Source organism: Pseudomonas sp. KK4, assembly GCF_001984065.1.
In the GTDB taxonomy this organism is placed as follows: domain Bacteria; phylum Pseudomonadota; class Gammaproteobacteria; order Pseudomonadales; family Pseudomonadaceae; genus Aquipseudomonas.
Window position 1 is genome coordinate 1 of sequence record NZ_LYVP01000011.1, and the last position, 15,540, is coordinate 15,540.

Here is a 15,540-nt window from a genome sequence, read left to right on the forward strand (position 1 = left end):
CAGAATTTGTGCCCGGCCGAGAATTACTGTGAGACCGAGCCTGCTCGCGATGGCGGGGGGGGGCAGTCGCCGGCGATGTTGAAGGTGCCGGCCTCTTCGCGAGCAAGCCCGCTCCCACAGTTGATTGGAGGGGGATGCAGAATTGGCGTTCACTGGAGATCCAGTGTGGGAGCGGGCTTGCTCGCGAAGGCGGTCTGTCAGGCGCCGTCCAACGTGCGCCGTACCTTGTCCAGCAGTTCATTGATCTGGAACGGTTTGATCAGCATTTCCATGCCTTCGCCAAGGAACACCTGGCGGTTGATCGCGGTTTCGGCGTAGCCGGTCATGAACAGGATCGGCAGTTGGTCGCGCCAGCCCCGGGCGATGTCGGCCAGTTCGCGGCCGCTCATGCGCGGCAGGCCGACATCGGTCAGCAGCAGGTCGATGGATTCGTCGTTCTGCAGCCGTTCCAGCGCGGTTTCAATGTCGCCGACCTGGGTGCAACGGTAACCGGCGTCCACCAGCACCTCAGCCACGAACATCCGTACCGATGGCGTGTCCTCGACGATCAGCACATGCTCGCCGGCACCTTGCGGATCGACAGTGACGGGCGCGACTTCGCTGATCGTAGGGTCGGAGCTGGCCGGCAGCATGATGGTCACTTCGGTGCCGCGCCGGGCCACGCTGCGGATGTGCGCATCACCGCCCGACTGACGGGCGAAACCGTAGATGGTCGATAAACCCAGCCCGGTGCCCTGGCCCAGGGGTTTGGTGGTGAAGAACGGATCGAACACTTTGTCGATCACGCTGTGTTCGATCCCGGTGCCGTCATCGCGCACCGACAGCGCCACATAGGCACCATCGGCCAGGTTCGGGTCGCCATGGGAGTAGGCGGCATAGGTGTTGACCCAGATATTGCCCCCTTGGGGCAGCGCATCGCGGGCGTTGATCACCAGGTTGAGCACGGCGCTTTCCAGCTGGATCGGGTCGACCAGGGCGATGGCAGACTTGCTCGTCAGCTCAAGCTTGAGGGCGATGCGTTCGCCGATGGTGCGCACCAGCAGTTCTTCCAGCGAGCGTACGTGCTCGTTGATGTCCACCGGCCGGGTATCGAGCGGCTGTTGCCGGGCAAAGGCCAGCAGGCGGTGGGTCAGCCCGGCGGCGCTCATGGCCGAGTTCAGGGCCGCCTCGGCGTAGAACTGAACCTTGTCGGTGCGGCCATCGGCGACCCGCTTCTGGATCAGCTCCAGGCTGGTGATGATGCCGGTCAGCAGGTTATTGAAGTCGTGGGCGATGCCACCGGTGAGCTTGCCCAGCGCATCCATTTTCTGCACCTGCAGCAACTGGGCTTCGGTGCGCGCCCGTTCGGCGACTTCCTTGGCCAATTGCGTGGTGGCATCGTCCAGCCGTGCCAGGTGCGAGCGTTCGCGGTGGCGGTGTTCAGTGACGTCCTCGACAAACACCAGGCTCAGTTCCGGGGTGCGGTAGGGCGAGATCTGCCACTCGGTTTCGCGGATTTCCCCCAATACCCGCATGCTCAGGGTGCCTTTCCAGCGCTCGCCGTAGGCCAGGCGCAGGCGCAGTTCTTCGATGACGGACCGTTGATCGTCGGCAAAACATTCGCGCAAGGTATCCGTGGCACGGTTGTCTTGAATCAACTGGGCGAAGGCGTGGTTGCATTCATGAACGTTCAGGTCGGCATCGAGCACGGCGATGGGCGCCGACACGTTGACGAAAATCTCCCGGAAACGCGCCTCGCTTTCGCGCAACGCGTTTTCCGTTTCCCGCACCCGCAGCAGGGTGCGCAGCGTGGCCAGCAGGACGTCCGGGTCGATCGGATGGATCAGATAGGCATCGGCCCCGGCGTCCAGGCCGGTGATGATGTCGCCGGTCTGGATCGACGCCGCCGACACATGAACCACCGGCAGCAGCGCGGTGGCCGGATCGGCCCGCAGTTTGCGCACGATGTCGAAGCCGCTCATGTCCGGCAGGTTGACGTCGAGCACCAGCGCATCGAGCGCGACGCTGTCGATCAGCTCCAGGCCCTCGCTGCCCGTGCCCGCTTCGAGCACTTCATAGCCGTGACTCTCCAGGCGCCGGCGCAGCGCGTAGCGCGTAGCGACGTTGTCGTCGACGATCAGCAAGCGCAGATCACGTTTCATCGGCAGGCTCCACGGCAATGGCCAGCGGGATGATCACGTAAAAGGTCGACCCGGCACCCGGTGTGCTCTGCACCCCGACATCGCCACCCAACAGGTGCGCGAAACGTTTGCACAGCGACAAGCCAAGCCCGGTGCCGCGCAGGCGTTTTTGCAGCGGTGAGTCGACCTGGGAAAAGTCCTCGAACAATGCGCCATGTAGCTCGGGAGCGATACCTATTCCGGTGTCGGTCACGGCAAAACGCACCTTGTCGTCGTCTTCCAGGCGCGCCGAAACCCGCACTTCGCCGCGGGTGGTGAACTTCAGCGAGTTGGAAATGAAGTTGCGCAGGATCTGCGCCAGCTTCTTGTCGTCGGTGTACAGCCGTGGCAGCCCCATGGGTTCTTCGAAGATCAGGTCCACGGCGCTGGCATCGACAATCGGGCGAAACATGCCGCGCAGGGCGGCGAACAGATCGAACATGTCGAACCAGGCCGGGGAAATGCTGATGCGCCCGGCCTCGATTTTCGCCAGGTCCAGCAGGTCATCGACCATGTCGCTCAGTTCCCGCGCCGAGTTGCTGACGAAGGCGACCTGCCTGTGCTGTTCGGGGCTCAAGGGCCCGTCCAGTTCGTCGGTCAGCAGGCTGGCGATGCTCAGGATCGAGCCCAGGGGCGTGCGAAACTCATGGCTCATGTACGACAGGAAACGGCTTTTGAGGTCCGACGCCTGACGCAGCTGTTCGGCCTGGGTATCGAGTTCGGCATACAGCGCCAGTACGCCCTGGTTGGTTTCATCCAGCTCGGCGCGCAGAGCATCGGCTTCGCCTTGCAACCTTGCGATCAGCACCGCTTGTTCGTCAGTCGCGTTGAGGGGTAATTCAGACATGGGCGGGCTCCAGGGCAATGACCAGCACCGTGACATCGTCCCGTCCACGACAGAAATCACGGTGCAAAATGGCAGCGATCACAGCGGGATGGCGATGCACCAGGCCGGGGTAATCCTGCAGTCGCCAGCGTGACTGCAGACCGTCGCTGTACATGATCAACAGCTGTCCACTGATCTGAGCATAGTCAAAGGGTTGCGCCTTTCGGTACTGGACGCCGACGATCCCGGGGTGGGACGCCAGGCCACGGGAGGTGTCCGCCGTGACCAGGCAGGCACCGATGTTGCCGATCCCGACGAATGTGAGGGTGTCGGCGGCGCAATCGACCTGGGCGATGGCCAGCGCACCACCACGGGTGCCGATCATGGCCCGATGCATGTCCTCCAGTGCCACCACCGCAGAGGCGAAAGGCGTCACGGCGAAGGTGCTTTCGCCAGCACGGGCGGCCCGTTCGGCATCTTCGCCATGGCCCAGGCCATCGATCACAAGGGCACTGATGCGTGGCCCGTCGATTGCCAGGTGCCAGACATCGCCGCACGCCGGGTCGTGGTGCAACGAATGCTGGCTGATGCCCACGCGCAGGTCCGGTGCCTTGTCCAGGCGTGGATACAGACGGGTGAGCAGCACTGCGCCCCGGGAGTCGGCGTAGACGTCGAACACCTCGGTCTGGCGCGATACCGCCCCGAGCCCGATCCCTTGAGTGCCGCCGGTGGAAAAGCCATCGGTCAGGCAAGCCTGCAAGTCGAAGCCGTTGGCGCGATCGATCGCCAGCATTTCAATGCCGGCGCCGGCGGCCCGGGGCAACACCCGCAGGTGCATCTCGCCACGGCCGGCATGCTTGAGAATGTTGCTGGCCAGCTCGGTCGCCACCAGCGCCACGCGCCCTGCGTCGGTGGCGTCGAACCCGTTTTTTTCCGCCAATTGCTGCGCGGTGCGCCGCGCGTGGCCTATCTGACTGCTGTCTTCAATGGCCAGGACCTGGGTCATCGACCCACTGATATTCATGTCCATCGGGTAATCGTTATGCGAGTGCCTTGGCCGGGCGCGGTGTCGAGCTCGAAGTCATCCACCAGCCGTTTCGCCCCGGTCAGGCCCAGGCCCAGGCCGGAACCGGAAGTCCAGCCGTCGGTCATGGCCAGCTTGATGTCGGGGATGCCCGGGCCTTCATCCCTGAACAGCAGGCGCAGGCCGGTGCGTGCACCTTCATCGATGATTTGCCAGTCCATGTCGCCGCCACCGCCGTACACCATGGTGTTACGCGCCAGTTCACTGACGGCGGTCACCATTTTGGTCAGGTCGATCAGGCGCATGCCGCATTCGGTGGCCAGCTTGCGCGCCAATTGCCGCGCCAGGACCACGTCCTGTTCGATATTGATCGGATGAGTGCCGCTGCTGCGCACGGTCATTGCTCGAGCACCCGTTGCTGCAGCAGCTTCATGCCGCGGTCGACGTTCAGCGCCGTGCTGACACCGGGCAACGTCAGGCCCAGTTCCACCAGAGTGATAGCCACGGCCGGTTGCATGCCCACCAGCACGGTCTGGGCGTCCATGATTTTCGACAGACTGGAAATGGTGTCGATCATGCGGCCAATGAACGAGTCCACCATGTCCAGCGCGGAAATGTCGATCAGCACGCCACGGGCGGAAGTCTTGCTGATGCGCTCGGACAAATCATCCTGCAGGGTCAGGGCCAACTGGTCATGCATGTCGACCTGGATGGTCACCAGCAGGAAGGGGCCCATTTGCAAAATCGGAATGCGCTCCATGGGCTCAATCCGCCTTGCTGATGGTCAATCCCAGCCGGGTCAGGGCCAGTTTCAGGGCGTCGGCCAGGTTAGCCTTGGTCACCACGCCTTGCAGGTCCAGGCCCAGGTGCACGATGGTCTGGGCGATCTGCGGACGCACGCCGCTGATGATGCAATCGGCACCCATCAGGCGAATGGCGGTAACGGTCTTGAGCAAGTGCTGGGCCACCAGGGTGTCGACGGTGGGCACACCGGTGATGTCGATGATGGCGATTTCGGAGCCGGTGTCGACGATGCGCTGCAACAGCGATTCCATCACCACCTGGGTGCGCTGCGAATCGAGGGTGCCGATCATCGGCAGGGCCAGCACGCCGTCCCACAGCTTGACCACCGGGGTCGACAGTTCCAGCAGCTCCTCCTGCTGCCGCTTGATCACCGACTCGCGGGATTTCTGGAAGGTACGGATGGTTTGCATGCCCAGGGCATCGAACAGCTCGGACACTTCCCACAGCTGTTGCGCCAGCAGTGCAGGGTTGCCTTCGTATTGCTTTTGCAAGAGGGCGAACAACGGGCCTTTCAAGGCGAAGATGAAGTTGGCGGTCTGTTGCGAATCATGGCCCAGCAGGGCTCGGCTATGGGACAGCTTTTCGAGGAACAGGCGGGTATCGTCCCAGCCTGGGGCGGCGATGTTCTTGTCGTTACCGTTTTGCAACCCGCTGATGACCAGGTGCAGGAATTCCGAGGTCTGTTGTTGCAGGTCCTGTTCCTTGAGGTTGCGTGTGGCTCCGCTGGCCTGGAGGCCATTTGTCCATTCGGCAAGCAGTTGCGTGTGGTTGTTTTTCATCGCATCGAGTGTGCCGGGTTGCAGTGCCGCCATGAGACTGGACTCCTTGAATGTAGGCGCCGATTCCCCAAACATCGATCAGCGCAAGTCAGTGACATTTGGCGGATGAAATAGTTGTTAATAATTCCCAAATATTTATCCGCTGCCTATGGACTGTAGACGGCGCGGACCCGGATTGCGGTTTTTCGTTGTTAATCAAGGAGCCGACATCCGTTTCAACCCGGATTGGCCGAGCGCCTGGCGCAAAATAAAAAACCGCATACTGGATGCGGTTTTTTTTGAGCGAACGGGTTATTTGCTGGGATGGGCCGCCTGCAGCTTCTTCGCCATTTCCAGGTGCTTTTCCAGCCCTGGCAGCATTTTCTGCGCAAAGCCTTTGAGTTCCACGCCGCCTTTGGTTTTGTCGTCGGTGACCGTATCGGCTTGTTTCTTGAACAATTCGATGGTGTCTTCGTGGGCCTTGACCTGGTTGTTGGCATAGGCCGCATCGAAGGACTCGTCACGCATGTCGAGGATTTTTTCCTTGGCCTGCTTGACCAGCGTGGTGCTGTCCGGCACCTCGATGTCATTCTTTTTCGCGATAGCCGCCAGCTCGTCATTGGCCTTGCCGTGATCGGTGATCATCATGTTGGCGAAGGCTTTGACGTCCGCCGACTGGCTTTTTTCCAGGGCCAGGCGACTGGTTTCGATCTCGGATATGCCACCGGCGGCGGCCTTGTCGACAAAGTCGTTGGAGGTGGCGGCAAAGGCTGTGCCCATGCTGGAACTCAGGGCAACGGCGAGGGCGAGGTGGCGCAGGTTGAATCCGTCCATTGGTATTTCTCCACGCAGGGGATCGAGTGATGGTTACTCTGTGGAGGCGGTCGCGCGGACAAAGGTTTTATTGCGTTTGCGATACGGCGACGAACGGTCGCCGCCGGTCGGACAGATGGTCGACAGAACCGGCCAACCGAGGCCATTCTGATAGCTGGCGAGCGCAATCAATCGCGTTTGCCGCCGATCAACAAACGGAGGTGTTCCATGCCGGTGCCCCATGACCTTTACAAGGATCTGAGTTGCACGAAGGAAGAGATCCAGCACAAACGCACCAAGGATCCGTTACTGGATTCACTGATCAACAAGTATTCCCTGGCGGATGCGGAGGTGGTGAAGGCCGAGCAGGCCAAATCCAGTGATGATGCGGTGACGAGGCTCAAGGCCAAACGCCTGGAGGTCAAGGACAAGATCGTCAGACAACTCCAGTCGTCGTCCTGACTCAGGGCCAGGTGTACTGACGACTGGTGATTGAATCGTTGGAACGGCGATGTAAACGGCACCTCGAATGTTCAGAGCCCGCCAATCGGGCTCCCTGCGAGGTGCCACATGAACGATCCGAAATTTCCCTCTGAAGAGCAGGGTGGCTACGACCCCATCCCCACCCATCCCGAGCCCAACAGCCCCGAACACACCACCACCTACCCCGAAGAAGAACCAGGGCTCGACCCCACCCCGGAAGACGAGGACACCCCAAACCTTTAGGAGCCGAGCTTGCTCGCGATGGCGGTATCCCTGCTGACTATCCATTGGCTGACACACCGCTTTCGCGAGCAAGCCCGCTCCCACATGGGTGTGTCGGGGTTTATTGGAGTGCAGTGCTCAACGGCAATCGCACCATGTTCCGGGCCTTCAACGAGCCGAAATACAGCCAGTCCCCATACTCGCGCACGGTGGTGATCGGCGAATAGTTGCCGCTGCTGCTGTCCTGCAGATTGGCGATCACCTTGCCGTCCATGTCCAGCCCCAGAGCGAAGGCGCGTTTCTCCACGGGCTTGGGCAGCACGGTCATGGCCCGGGTGATCATCTTGCGGATGAAAGGATGTTCCGCCGTCGCATCGAGCAGCGCGTTGCGCGGTGCGTAGAGCGCCACCCAGAAACGCTCGCGGCCGTTGAACGACAGGTTGTCCGGCAGTCCCGGCAGGTTGTCGATGAACAGGTCGTGGGTGCCGGCCTTGGGCCCGGTCAGCCAGTAACGGCTGATGCGATAGGCGCCGGTTTCGTTGACCAGCACAAAGGCGTCGTCCGGCCCCAGGGCGACCCCGTTGGCAAACTCCAGTCTGTCGAGCAGCACCGAGGTTTTTCCGGTCTGGAAGTCATAGCGCAACAGGCGCCCGTCGCCGCCATGCTCGATGATCGCCTCGCCATCCTTGCCGTAGCCAAAGCGGTTCGTGGCATCGCTGAAATAGGCGAAGTGCCCGGGCTTGTCGATGGCCACGTCGTCGGTGAAACCCAAAGGCACGCCATTGGCGGTGGTGGTCAATGCCACCAGACGGCCCTGAGCATCGAGCGACAGTAAACCCTTGGTGGCATCGGCGATCACCAGCAAGCCGTTGGGATGGCGGGCCAGGCCCAGCGGGCGGCCACCGGTGTCGGCCAAGACCTGGGTGACCTTGCCATCGAGGCTGGTGCGGATCACCCGGCCGTCATGCAGGCCGGTTATCAGCGCATCGCCTTCGAGCAGCAAGGCTTCGGGGCCGTCGATGTTTGCCGCACCAACTCGCTCCACGTCCTTGAGGCGTTGGTTTTCGGCATACACGCCCGCGGTCAGAGAAGGTGCGGGTGGCGGCGTCCAGGCCACCGGTCGCACCTTGGTCGGCATCAGCAGCAGGAAAGTGCTGATGATCACGATCAATAGCAACGCGGCATGGCGAAACCTGATCATTGTCCTCACACATTGACTCCTGACTGTGCCAGGTATTTTTGCGCCATTTCACGCAAGGCCAGCATCGATTCGGCCGACTCGCGATCGATCCGGCGCTTCAGTAACAGCCAGTTGGCAATGCGCAATCCCAGACCACTGAAACGGTACTCGAGGGTGCGCACGAATCGCGTGCCGTCGCCTTGGGCGTCACACTCGTAAGTCAGCACCAGCGACAGGCCATGATCGCCCTGGGCCTGGGCGACCCAGCGTCGCCCCGGCAGGTACTCGTCGACCATCCAGTTCAGGTGCCCGTCGCGCCCGCCCGCGCGAATGTCCTCGTCGAACCGCGCACCGGCATGCAACGGGCCCTTCTGCCCATTGATCTTGAGCGAGGAGGGGTGCCATTCGGGCCAACGGGTCACGGTGCTGGCGTAGGCAAGCACGGCGACAGGGTCGCCAGGGATTTCGATCTGATGCTGCAGGCGGGTCATGGGCGTTCTCGTCAGGTACGGGGTAGGCTGCTCCGGTTCCCAGTAGAGGGTGCCGAACAGGTAATCCATCAACGGAAAAACGATGTTGAAATTGCGCTCCTGCATCATCTCGCGACGGTGATGCAATTCATGCAGGTGCCGCATCTGGCGGATCCATGGCAGGCGTGTCAGCGGGTTGTGCGCCGGCAAGTGCTCACAGGCATGGAACACCTCATAGACCAGGTAACCCAGGACCAGACAGCCACCCACCAGGCCGGCGACATTGGCGTCGAACCGGGCGATCAGCCACCAGACCGGCACGCTGATCACCAGCGTGTGCAACACGATCAGCCAGGCCGGAAACAGGATCACCCGCCAGTCGCGCGCACTGTCAAAGGCCATGTTGCCTGGTGCGAAAAAACTGTGATGATCGCCGGCGTGCCGGGCATGGAACATCCGCGCAAAGGCCTTTTTGTGATGGCCCAGGTGCCGATGCACCATGTACACGCCTAAATTGAATGACAACAACGTCAGTGGGACCGCCAGCCACTGCAGCGGTTGCACCTGATGCACACTGCTCCAGAAGGCGGCGATGGCCGCCATGCCGAACAGCAGCACGAAGGTGCCGTGCAGCCAGGGGTTGTAGAGGGGATGAATGTTGGCGCGGTAGCGGCTGCGGAATGCTTCGGTGGTCTGCCTCACTGCAATCACCTGTCGTTTTTGTTATCTCCAGCAGATTAGTCGATGGCGCAAGACAGGCCGGCCAAACCTAGAGGGCACAACGGCCATGATCCGGTGCAAACCGGCCTCAGGTCAGCGGGTCCCAGCGTTGCGACCAGTCGTCATCGTCGCGGATGACCTGGCGCAACAGGTCGAAGGCGCGTTGCAGGACGGGCGAGTCCCGATCGCGGGAGTAGACCAGGTAGGTCGGATAACTGAATTCCGGCGCCCTGGGCACGGGTTCCAGTACGCCGCTTTCCAGATAACTCTGCACCACGCGGGTGCGGAAATAGCCGCTGCCGCCATTCTCCAGAATGTATTGCAGACCCAGCGGGCCGAGATTGAAGCTGAGCGGCGCCTTGGCCTTTTCCGGCAGCGCAGCGTCGTGCTGGCGACGGAAGTCCTGGCCCCAGTCGATGTACACGTAAGGATCGGCACGCCCGGGCAGGCGGACCTGCACCAGTTTCTCCTCCAGTACCTGCTCGACTTGCAGGCGCGGCCAGTATTCGGGCTGATAGACCAAGGCCGCGTCCAGCACCCCCAGTTCCAGTTGGCGCAGCAGGTTTTCACCGTCGCGGATCTCCATGCGCAGGGCATGGCTGGGGATTTTTTCCCGCAGTTCGGCGGCCCAACCGAGCATCAACGGATTGCACAGGCTGACTTCGCCGCCGATGTGCAGGACGTCGTGATAGCCCTCGGGCAGCGGCAAGTCGCGCCGCGCCGCCTCCCAGGTTTGCACCAGTTGATTGGCATACACCACGAAGGCCTCGCCGTTGGGCGTCAGGCGGGCACCGGCACGATTGCGCACGAACAGGGTGCTGCCCAACTGGCTCTCGAGCTTCTGGACCCGCGCGGTGATCGCGGTCTGGGTGACATGGAGTTTTTCCGCCGCTGCGGCAAGGCTGCCGTGGCGGACGATTTCCAGGAAGGTGCGGGCGAGGTCGATGTCCATGGGCGGGCCAGGTCGGGGAGTGCTGGCATTGTAAGAGCAGACGACACCCTCGGATACCACTCCTGTCGCAGCCTACAATGCAACCGTCTCTGGCTTGATGGACTGACCATGACCGCCCAATCTGCTGCGAACATCCATGGCACTGTCGAAGGCCAACGCCTGCAGGGCAGCGAAGCCGATGCCTGGCGCGAATGGGGCCCCTATTTGAGTGAGCGCCAGTGGGGCACGGTGCGCGAGGACTACAGTGCCGATGGCGATGCCTGGCGCTATTTTCCCCACGACCATGCCCGCAGCCGCGCCTATCGCTGGGGGGAGGACGGGTTGGCGGGATTTTCCGACAAGGCCCAGCACTGGTGCCTGGGCCTGGGGCTGTGGAACGAGCGCGACCCGATTCTCAAGGAGCGGCTGTTCGGCCTGGACAACGCCGAGGGCAATCATGGCGAAGACGTCAAGGAGTTGTATTTCTACCTCGACGGCGTGCCGAGTCATGCCTACATGCGCATGCTCTACAAATACCCTCAGGCGGAGTTTCCCTACGCCGAAATGATCGCCGAAAACGCCCGCCGTGGTCTGGCCGATGGCGAATACGAAATCCTCGACACCGGAGTGTTCGAGGACGCCCGGTATTTCGATGTCACGGTGGAATACGCCAAACACACCCCCGATGACCTCTTCATGCGCATCACGGTGCACAACCGCGCCGATCAACCCGCGCGCCTGCACGTGTTGCCACAGCTCTGGGCGCGCAACACCTGGAGCTGGTCGGCCGATGCCGAGAAACCTGGCCTGAGGCTTTCGGCCGGGCAGATACTGGCCTGGCACCCGCAGGTGGCGGATCGACAGGTCACTGCCTGGGGCGAGGAGGACTGCCAGTGGCTGTTCTGCGAGAACCAGAGCAACTTCCCGAAACTCGATGGCGTGGCGGCCGATGGCCCGTTCAAGGACGGCATCAACGATTTCCTGGTCGGTGGCGACAACGATGCGATCCGCCGTGATGCCGGAACGCGGGTGGCGGCGCATTTCGTGCTGGCATTCGAGGGTGGTCAGCGTCGCAGCGTCTATCTGCGTTTCGCGCCGTTGGGCGCCACCAAAGTCAATGCAGAGGCGTTGTTCAAGCGTCGACGCGCCGAGGCCGACGACTTTTACGCAGCACTGCAACAGCGCATCGACGACCCGGATGCGCGCAATGTTCAACGTCAGGCACTGGCCGGGTTGCTGTGGTCCAAACAGCTGTATTACTTCGACGTCAATCAATGGCTCGACGGCGATCCGGCGCAACCCGCGCCGCCGGCCGGGCGCGCGCATCTTCGCAACAGCCATTGGCGGCACCTGTCGAATGTCGACATCCTGTCCATGCCCGACACCTGGGAATACCCGTGGTACGCCTCATGGGACCTGGGCTTTCAGGCGGTGGCCTTCGCATTGATTGATCCGGGGTTCGCCAAGCATCAGCTTTTACTGCTGGTCAAGGATCGTTTCATGCACCCCAACGGCCAGTTGCCGGCTTATGAATGGCGCTTCGACGATGCCAACCCGCCGGTGCATGCCTGGGCCTGCTGGCGGGTGTATCAGCAGGAAAAACAGTTGACCGGGGCAGGGGACATGGATTTCCTCGAGCGGATTTTCCATAAACTGCTGCTGAATTTTTCCTGGTGGGTCAACCGCAAGGATGCCGAGGGCCGCAACCTGTTCCAGGGCGGCTTCCTCGGCCTGGATAACATCGCACTGTTCGACCGCTCGGCCGCGTTGCCTCCCGGCTATCAGCTCGATCAGGCCGACGGCACGGCCTGGGTCGCCGCCTATGCGCTGGATCTGATGCGCATCGCCCTGGAGCTGGCCAAGCGCAACAGCGTGTATGTCGACATCGCGGTGAAATTTTTCGAGCACTTTCTCTACATCGCCGGGGCGATCAATAAAGTCGACTCTGAAGCCGAAGGCCTGTGGGACGAGCAGGACCGGTTCTTCTACGATGTGATGCATCGCCCCGATGGCGTCAACGAACCGCTGCGCCTGCGTTCCATCGTCGGTTTGATGCCACTGTTCGCCGTGCAGGTGCTGGAGCAGCACGAACATGAGGGCTTGCCGGGATTGAGGGAGCGCCTGCTGGGGTTCATGCGTCACCGGCCGGACCTGGCCAGCCTGGTGTCGCGCTGGACCGAACCGGGAAAAGGTAACCGCATGCTGCTGGCGCTGTTACGGGGCGAGCGCACCAAGGACTTGCTCAGGCGCATGCTCGATGAGGCGGAATTCCTCTCGGCGTTTGGTGTTCGTTCCCTGTCCAAAGCCTTCGCGCAGCAGGCCTTTGGCTTGCAGATCGGTGCCGACCGGTTGTGTGCCCGATACGAAGCGGGGGAATCGGAGTCGCGGCTGTATGGCGGCAACTCCAACTGGCGTGGGCCGGTGTGGATGCCGATCAACTACATGCTGATCGAATCCTTGCGCGAGTTTCACCGGTACTACGATCAGAACTTCTCGGTGGAGTACCCCACCGGTTCAGGGTTCCTGGCTTCGCTGGAGGAGGTGGCTGACAGCCTCAGCCAACGCCTGACCCGGCTGTTCCTGCGCGATGAAGAGGGCAACCGACCGTCGATGGCCGCCTATCCGCAATTACAGGCCGATCCTGCCAGCCGCGATCTGGTGCTGTTCCACGAGTATTTCCACGGCGAAACCGGACGCGGGCTGGGGGCCAGTCACCAGACCGGGTGGACGGCGTTGGTGGCGTTGCTGTTGCAGCCCTGAAAACGACGAATCCCGCACGGGGGCGGGATTCGTTGATGCAGCGTGCAGGTACTTACGAAGGAAACAGTTCGGACAGTTTCATTGCCAGCATCATGTCGCCTTCAGCGCGCAGCTTGCCGCCCATGAACGCCTGCATGCCGTCGGTTTCACCGCTGACGATGCCTTCCAGGGTTTCGCCGTCCATCACCAGGGTCACCTGGGCGTCCGGGTTCTCGCCTTCTTTGAGCTCGCAGGTGCTGTCCTTGACGACCAGCGAGAAATTCTTGGTGTCGTCGATGCGGAAACCGAAGACCAGGTCCAGACCGGCAGCGGCGGCTGGGTTGAACTTGGCTTTCATTGCTTGTACGGCATCAGCTACGGAGGTCATGGTTTGATCCTTCTTGGGTTGATTGGAGCGGGGTTACAGCCAGGGTCACAATAGTCCGGACTCAGCGAAACGTGATGAGTTCCGGGGCCTTCAACAGTTGCAGGTGCGCATGACTGTTGAAAGACGCCAGGGCCACCTCGCGACCACGAAACTTGAGGTGGTTGAGCGAGGTGTTGACGATTTGCCAGTTCAGTTCAAAGGCCTGTCTGGCAGGCATTTGCGTGATGAGGTGGAGCAGGGCGGTGATGGTGCCGCCCGAGGTGAATACCGCGATCTTCTGGGTGTTGTCGGCCTGCTCGAGAATCCGGTGCAAGCCGCCGCGGACCCGTTCGACGAACGCCAGCCAGCTTTCCAGTTCAGGCGTGTCGTAGGTGCCGGCCAGCCAGCGTTCGATGATCAGGGCGAAGATGCGCTGGAACTCGGCGCGGTTCTGCGCGGCGTTGCGCAGGATGTCCAGGGCGTGCGGTTCGTCCGGCAACATGGCCGGCAACAGCGCACGGATCACCGCGTCGGCGTCGAATTCATTGAAGGCGGAGTCGGTTTCCAGGATCGGTACCGGCAGGCCTACGGCAGCGAATTGCTCCAGGGCGCTGGTGGCGGTGTGCTGTTGGCGGCGCAGGTCGCCGGACAGGCAACGATCGAAGCTCAGACCGAGTTCGGCCAGGTGCTGACCGAGGATTTGCGCCTGACGGATACCGATGGGCGACAGAACGTCATAATCGTCTGCACCAAAGGAGGCCTGGCCATGTCGAATCAGATAGATGCTGCCCACGTCCGCGTCGTCCCGGTACGTTGAAGGTTTGGCGAGGTTATGAGGATGGCGGTGAGCTGTCAATGAAAAAACATACGCTTGTTTGAAATGCCCGTTTACAGGCCTGTTGCCGAAGGTTTCCCGGCTGGCCGCAAGGGCGGCGCATGGGTATGCTGGAGGTATCCCACGCGCTTTCATACCGCGCATCGTTTAAGGAGTCCCTGTGGAGTTTTTGTCCGAATACGCTGTTTTCCTGGCCAAGACCGTCACCCTGGTGATCGCCATTCTGGTGGTCCTGGCCAGCTTTGCCGCCTTGCGCAGCAAAGGTCGTCGCAAGTCGGCGGGCCAGTTGCAGGTCAGCAAGCTCAATGATTTCTACAAGGGCCTGCGCGAACGCCTGGAGCAAACCCTGCTCGACAAGGACCAGCTCAAGGCCTTGCGCAAGTCCCAGATCAAGACCGAAAAGAAACAGAAGAAAAAGCCCGAGACCAAGCCCCGGGTGTTCGTGCTCGATTTCAACGGCGACATCAAGGCTTCGGCTACCGAAAGCCTGCGTCATGAAATCACCGCGTTGTTGACCCTGGCCACGCCCAAGGACGAGGTTGTCCTGCGCCTGGAAAGCGGTGGTGGCATGGTCCACAGCTACGGCCTGGCGTCGTCGCAACTGGCGCGCATCCGTGAAGCCGGCGTGCCGCTGACCGTATGCATCGACAAGGTGGCGGCCAGCGGCGGCTACATGATGGCGTGCATCGGCGAGAAGATCATCAGCGCCCCGTTCGCGATCCTTGGCTCGATCGGCGTGGTTGCCCAGTTGCCCAACGTCAACCGCCTGCTGAAGAAGCACGACATCGATTTCGAAGTGCTGACCGCCGGCGAATACAAACGGACCCTGACCGTATTTGGCGAGAACACCGAGAAGGGCCGCGAGAAGTTCCAGGAAGACCTGGACATCACCCATCAGTTGTTCAAGAACTTCGTCGCCCGCTACCGTCCGCAACTGGCCATCGACGAAGTGGCCACCGGCGAGATCTGGCTGGGCATTGCCGCACTGGACATGCAACTGGTGGACGAGCTCAAGACCAGTGACGAGTACCTGGCACAACGCGCCAGGCAATCGGAGCTTTATCACCTGCACTACGCCGAACGCAAAAGCCTGCCCGAGCGCATCGGCATGGCCGCCAGCGGTTCGGTCGATCGGGTATTGCTGAGCTGGTGGAGCCGTCTTACCCAGCAGCGCTTCTGGTAATAAATCGGCCAGGGTCTTGTGTCTGG

General features: G+C 61.8%; 16 protein-coding genes. 4 read left to right on the plus strand and 12 right to left on the minus strand.

Translation table 11 applies throughout. From position 1 onward, the window contains the following. Positions 1 to 197 precede the first annotated feature (197 nt). From B0W55_RS06375 to B0W55_RS06405, 7 genes are all read right to left on the minus strand, one after another. Entirely contained in the window at positions 198 to 2,141 is a 1,944-nt protein-coding gene (locus B0W55_RS06375) for a response regulator (protein WP_077045169.1), read from the minus strand. Then, positions 2,131 to 3,006 (minus strand): sensor histidine kinase KdpD, encoded by an 876-nt coding sequence (locus B0W55_RS06380; protein ID WP_077045170.1) that lies wholly within the window; start codon positions 3,004 to 3,006, stop codon positions 2,131 to 2,133. Before B0W55_RS06380 ends, B0W55_RS06375 begins: the two co-directional genes overlap by 11 nt. After that, positions 2,999 to 4,009, minus strand: a complete 1,011-nt coding sequence (locus tag B0W55_RS06385) for an ATP-binding protein (RefSeq protein WP_077045247.1) — start codon at positions 4,007 to 4,009, stop codon at positions 2,999 to 3,001. Before B0W55_RS06385 ends, B0W55_RS06380 begins: the two co-directional genes overlap by 8 nt. Beyond that, positions 4,006 to 4,410 (minus strand): anti-sigma regulatory factor, encoded by a 405-nt coding sequence (locus B0W55_RS06390; RefSeq protein ID WP_077045171.1) that lies wholly within the window; start codon positions 4,408 to 4,410, stop codon positions 4,006 to 4,008. Before B0W55_RS06390 ends, B0W55_RS06385 begins: the two co-directional genes overlap by 4 nt. Further along, on the minus strand, positions 4,407 to 4,769 hold the full coding sequence (locus tag B0W55_RS06395) for an STAS domain-containing protein (protein WP_077045172.1): 363 nt from the start codon (positions 4,767 to 4,769) through the stop codon (positions 4,407 to 4,409). The genes B0W55_RS06390 and B0W55_RS06395 overlap by 4 nt, the downstream gene beginning before the upstream one ends. Positions 4,770 to 4,773: 4 nt before the next feature. Next, positions 4,774 to 5,625 carry an STAS domain-containing protein gene (locus B0W55_RS06400; protein ID WP_077045173.1) on the minus strand — a complete coding sequence of 284 codons (852 nt, stop codon included), beginning with the start codon at positions 5,623 to 5,625 and terminating at the stop codon, positions 4,774 to 4,776. A gap of 258 nt (positions 5,626 to 5,883) precedes the next feature. Continuing rightward, complete coding sequence (locus tag B0W55_RS06405; RefSeq protein WP_077045174.1) at positions 5,884 to 6,405, minus strand: DUF4142 domain-containing protein; 522 nt, start codon at positions 6,403 to 6,405, stop codon at positions 5,884 to 5,886. Positions 6,406 to 6,612: 207 nt separating this feature from the next. On the opposite strand from B0W55_RS06405, the gene B0W55_RS06410 reads away from it, so the two are divergent. After that, on the plus strand, positions 6,613 to 6,846 hold the full coding sequence (locus B0W55_RS06410; RefSeq protein WP_077045175.1) for a DUF465 domain-containing protein: 234 nt from the start codon (positions 6,613 to 6,615) through the stop codon (positions 6,844 to 6,846). A 108-nt stretch (positions 6,847 to 6,954) separates the two neighbouring features. Beyond that, positions 6,955 to 7,110, plus strand: coding sequence for a hypothetical protein (locus tag B0W55_RS30735; protein WP_175645475.1), 156 nt, complete (start codon positions 6,955 to 6,957; stop codon positions 7,108 to 7,110). A gap of 100 nt (positions 7,111 to 7,210) precedes the next feature. Here the strand turns inward: B0W55_RS30735 and B0W55_RS06415 are convergent, their stop codons facing one another. From B0W55_RS06415 to B0W55_RS06425, 3 genes are all read right to left on the minus strand, one after another. After that, positions 7,211 to 8,290 (minus strand): SMP-30/gluconolactonase/LRE family protein, encoded by a 1,080-nt coding sequence (locus tag B0W55_RS06415; protein ID WP_077045176.1) that lies wholly within the window; start codon positions 8,288 to 8,290, stop codon positions 7,211 to 7,213. Between the two features lie 5 nt (positions 8,291 to 8,295). Further along, positions 8,296 to 9,441 (minus strand): SRPBCC family protein, encoded by a 1,146-nt coding sequence (locus tag B0W55_RS06420; RefSeq protein ID WP_077045177.1) that lies wholly within the window; start codon positions 9,439 to 9,441, stop codon positions 8,296 to 8,298. Between the two features lie 106 nt (positions 9,442 to 9,547). Continuing rightward, entirely contained in the window at positions 9,548 to 10,411 is an 864-nt protein-coding gene (locus B0W55_RS06425) for a LysR family transcriptional regulator (RefSeq protein WP_077045178.1), read from the minus strand. 108 nt (positions 10,412 to 10,519) lie between these two features. Between B0W55_RS06425 and B0W55_RS06430 the strand changes: the two genes are divergently transcribed. Then, the gene (locus B0W55_RS06430) at positions 10,520 to 13,150 is read left to right on the plus strand and encodes a glucosidase (protein ID WP_077045179.1); all 2,631 of its coding nucleotides are present in this window, start codon (positions 10,520 to 10,522) and stop codon (positions 13,148 to 13,150) included. Positions 13,151 to 13,202: 52 nt separating this feature from the next. On the opposite strand, the gene B0W55_RS06435 is transcribed toward B0W55_RS06430, so the two are convergent. Both B0W55_RS06435 and B0W55_RS06440 read right to left on the minus strand, forming a co-directional pair. Further along, positions 13,203 to 13,517: an SCP2 sterol-binding domain-containing protein gene (locus tag B0W55_RS06435; RefSeq protein ID WP_047529794.1), complete on the minus strand. Its 315-nt coding sequence runs from the start codon at positions 13,515 to 13,517 to the stop codon at positions 13,203 to 13,205. A gap of 61 nt (positions 13,518 to 13,578) precedes the next feature. Further along, positions 13,579 to 14,289 (minus strand): histidine phosphatase family protein, encoded by a 711-nt coding sequence (locus B0W55_RS06440; RefSeq protein ID WP_077045180.1) that lies wholly within the window; start codon positions 14,287 to 14,289, stop codon positions 13,579 to 13,581. Between the two features lie 202 nt (positions 14,290 to 14,491). Between B0W55_RS06440 and sohB the strand changes: the two genes are divergently transcribed. Next, entirely contained in the window at positions 14,492 to 15,514 is a 1,023-nt protein-coding gene (sohB, locus tag B0W55_RS06445) for a protease SohB (protein ID WP_077045181.1), read from the plus strand. The last annotated feature ends 26 nt before the right edge of the window (positions 15,515 to 15,540 follow it).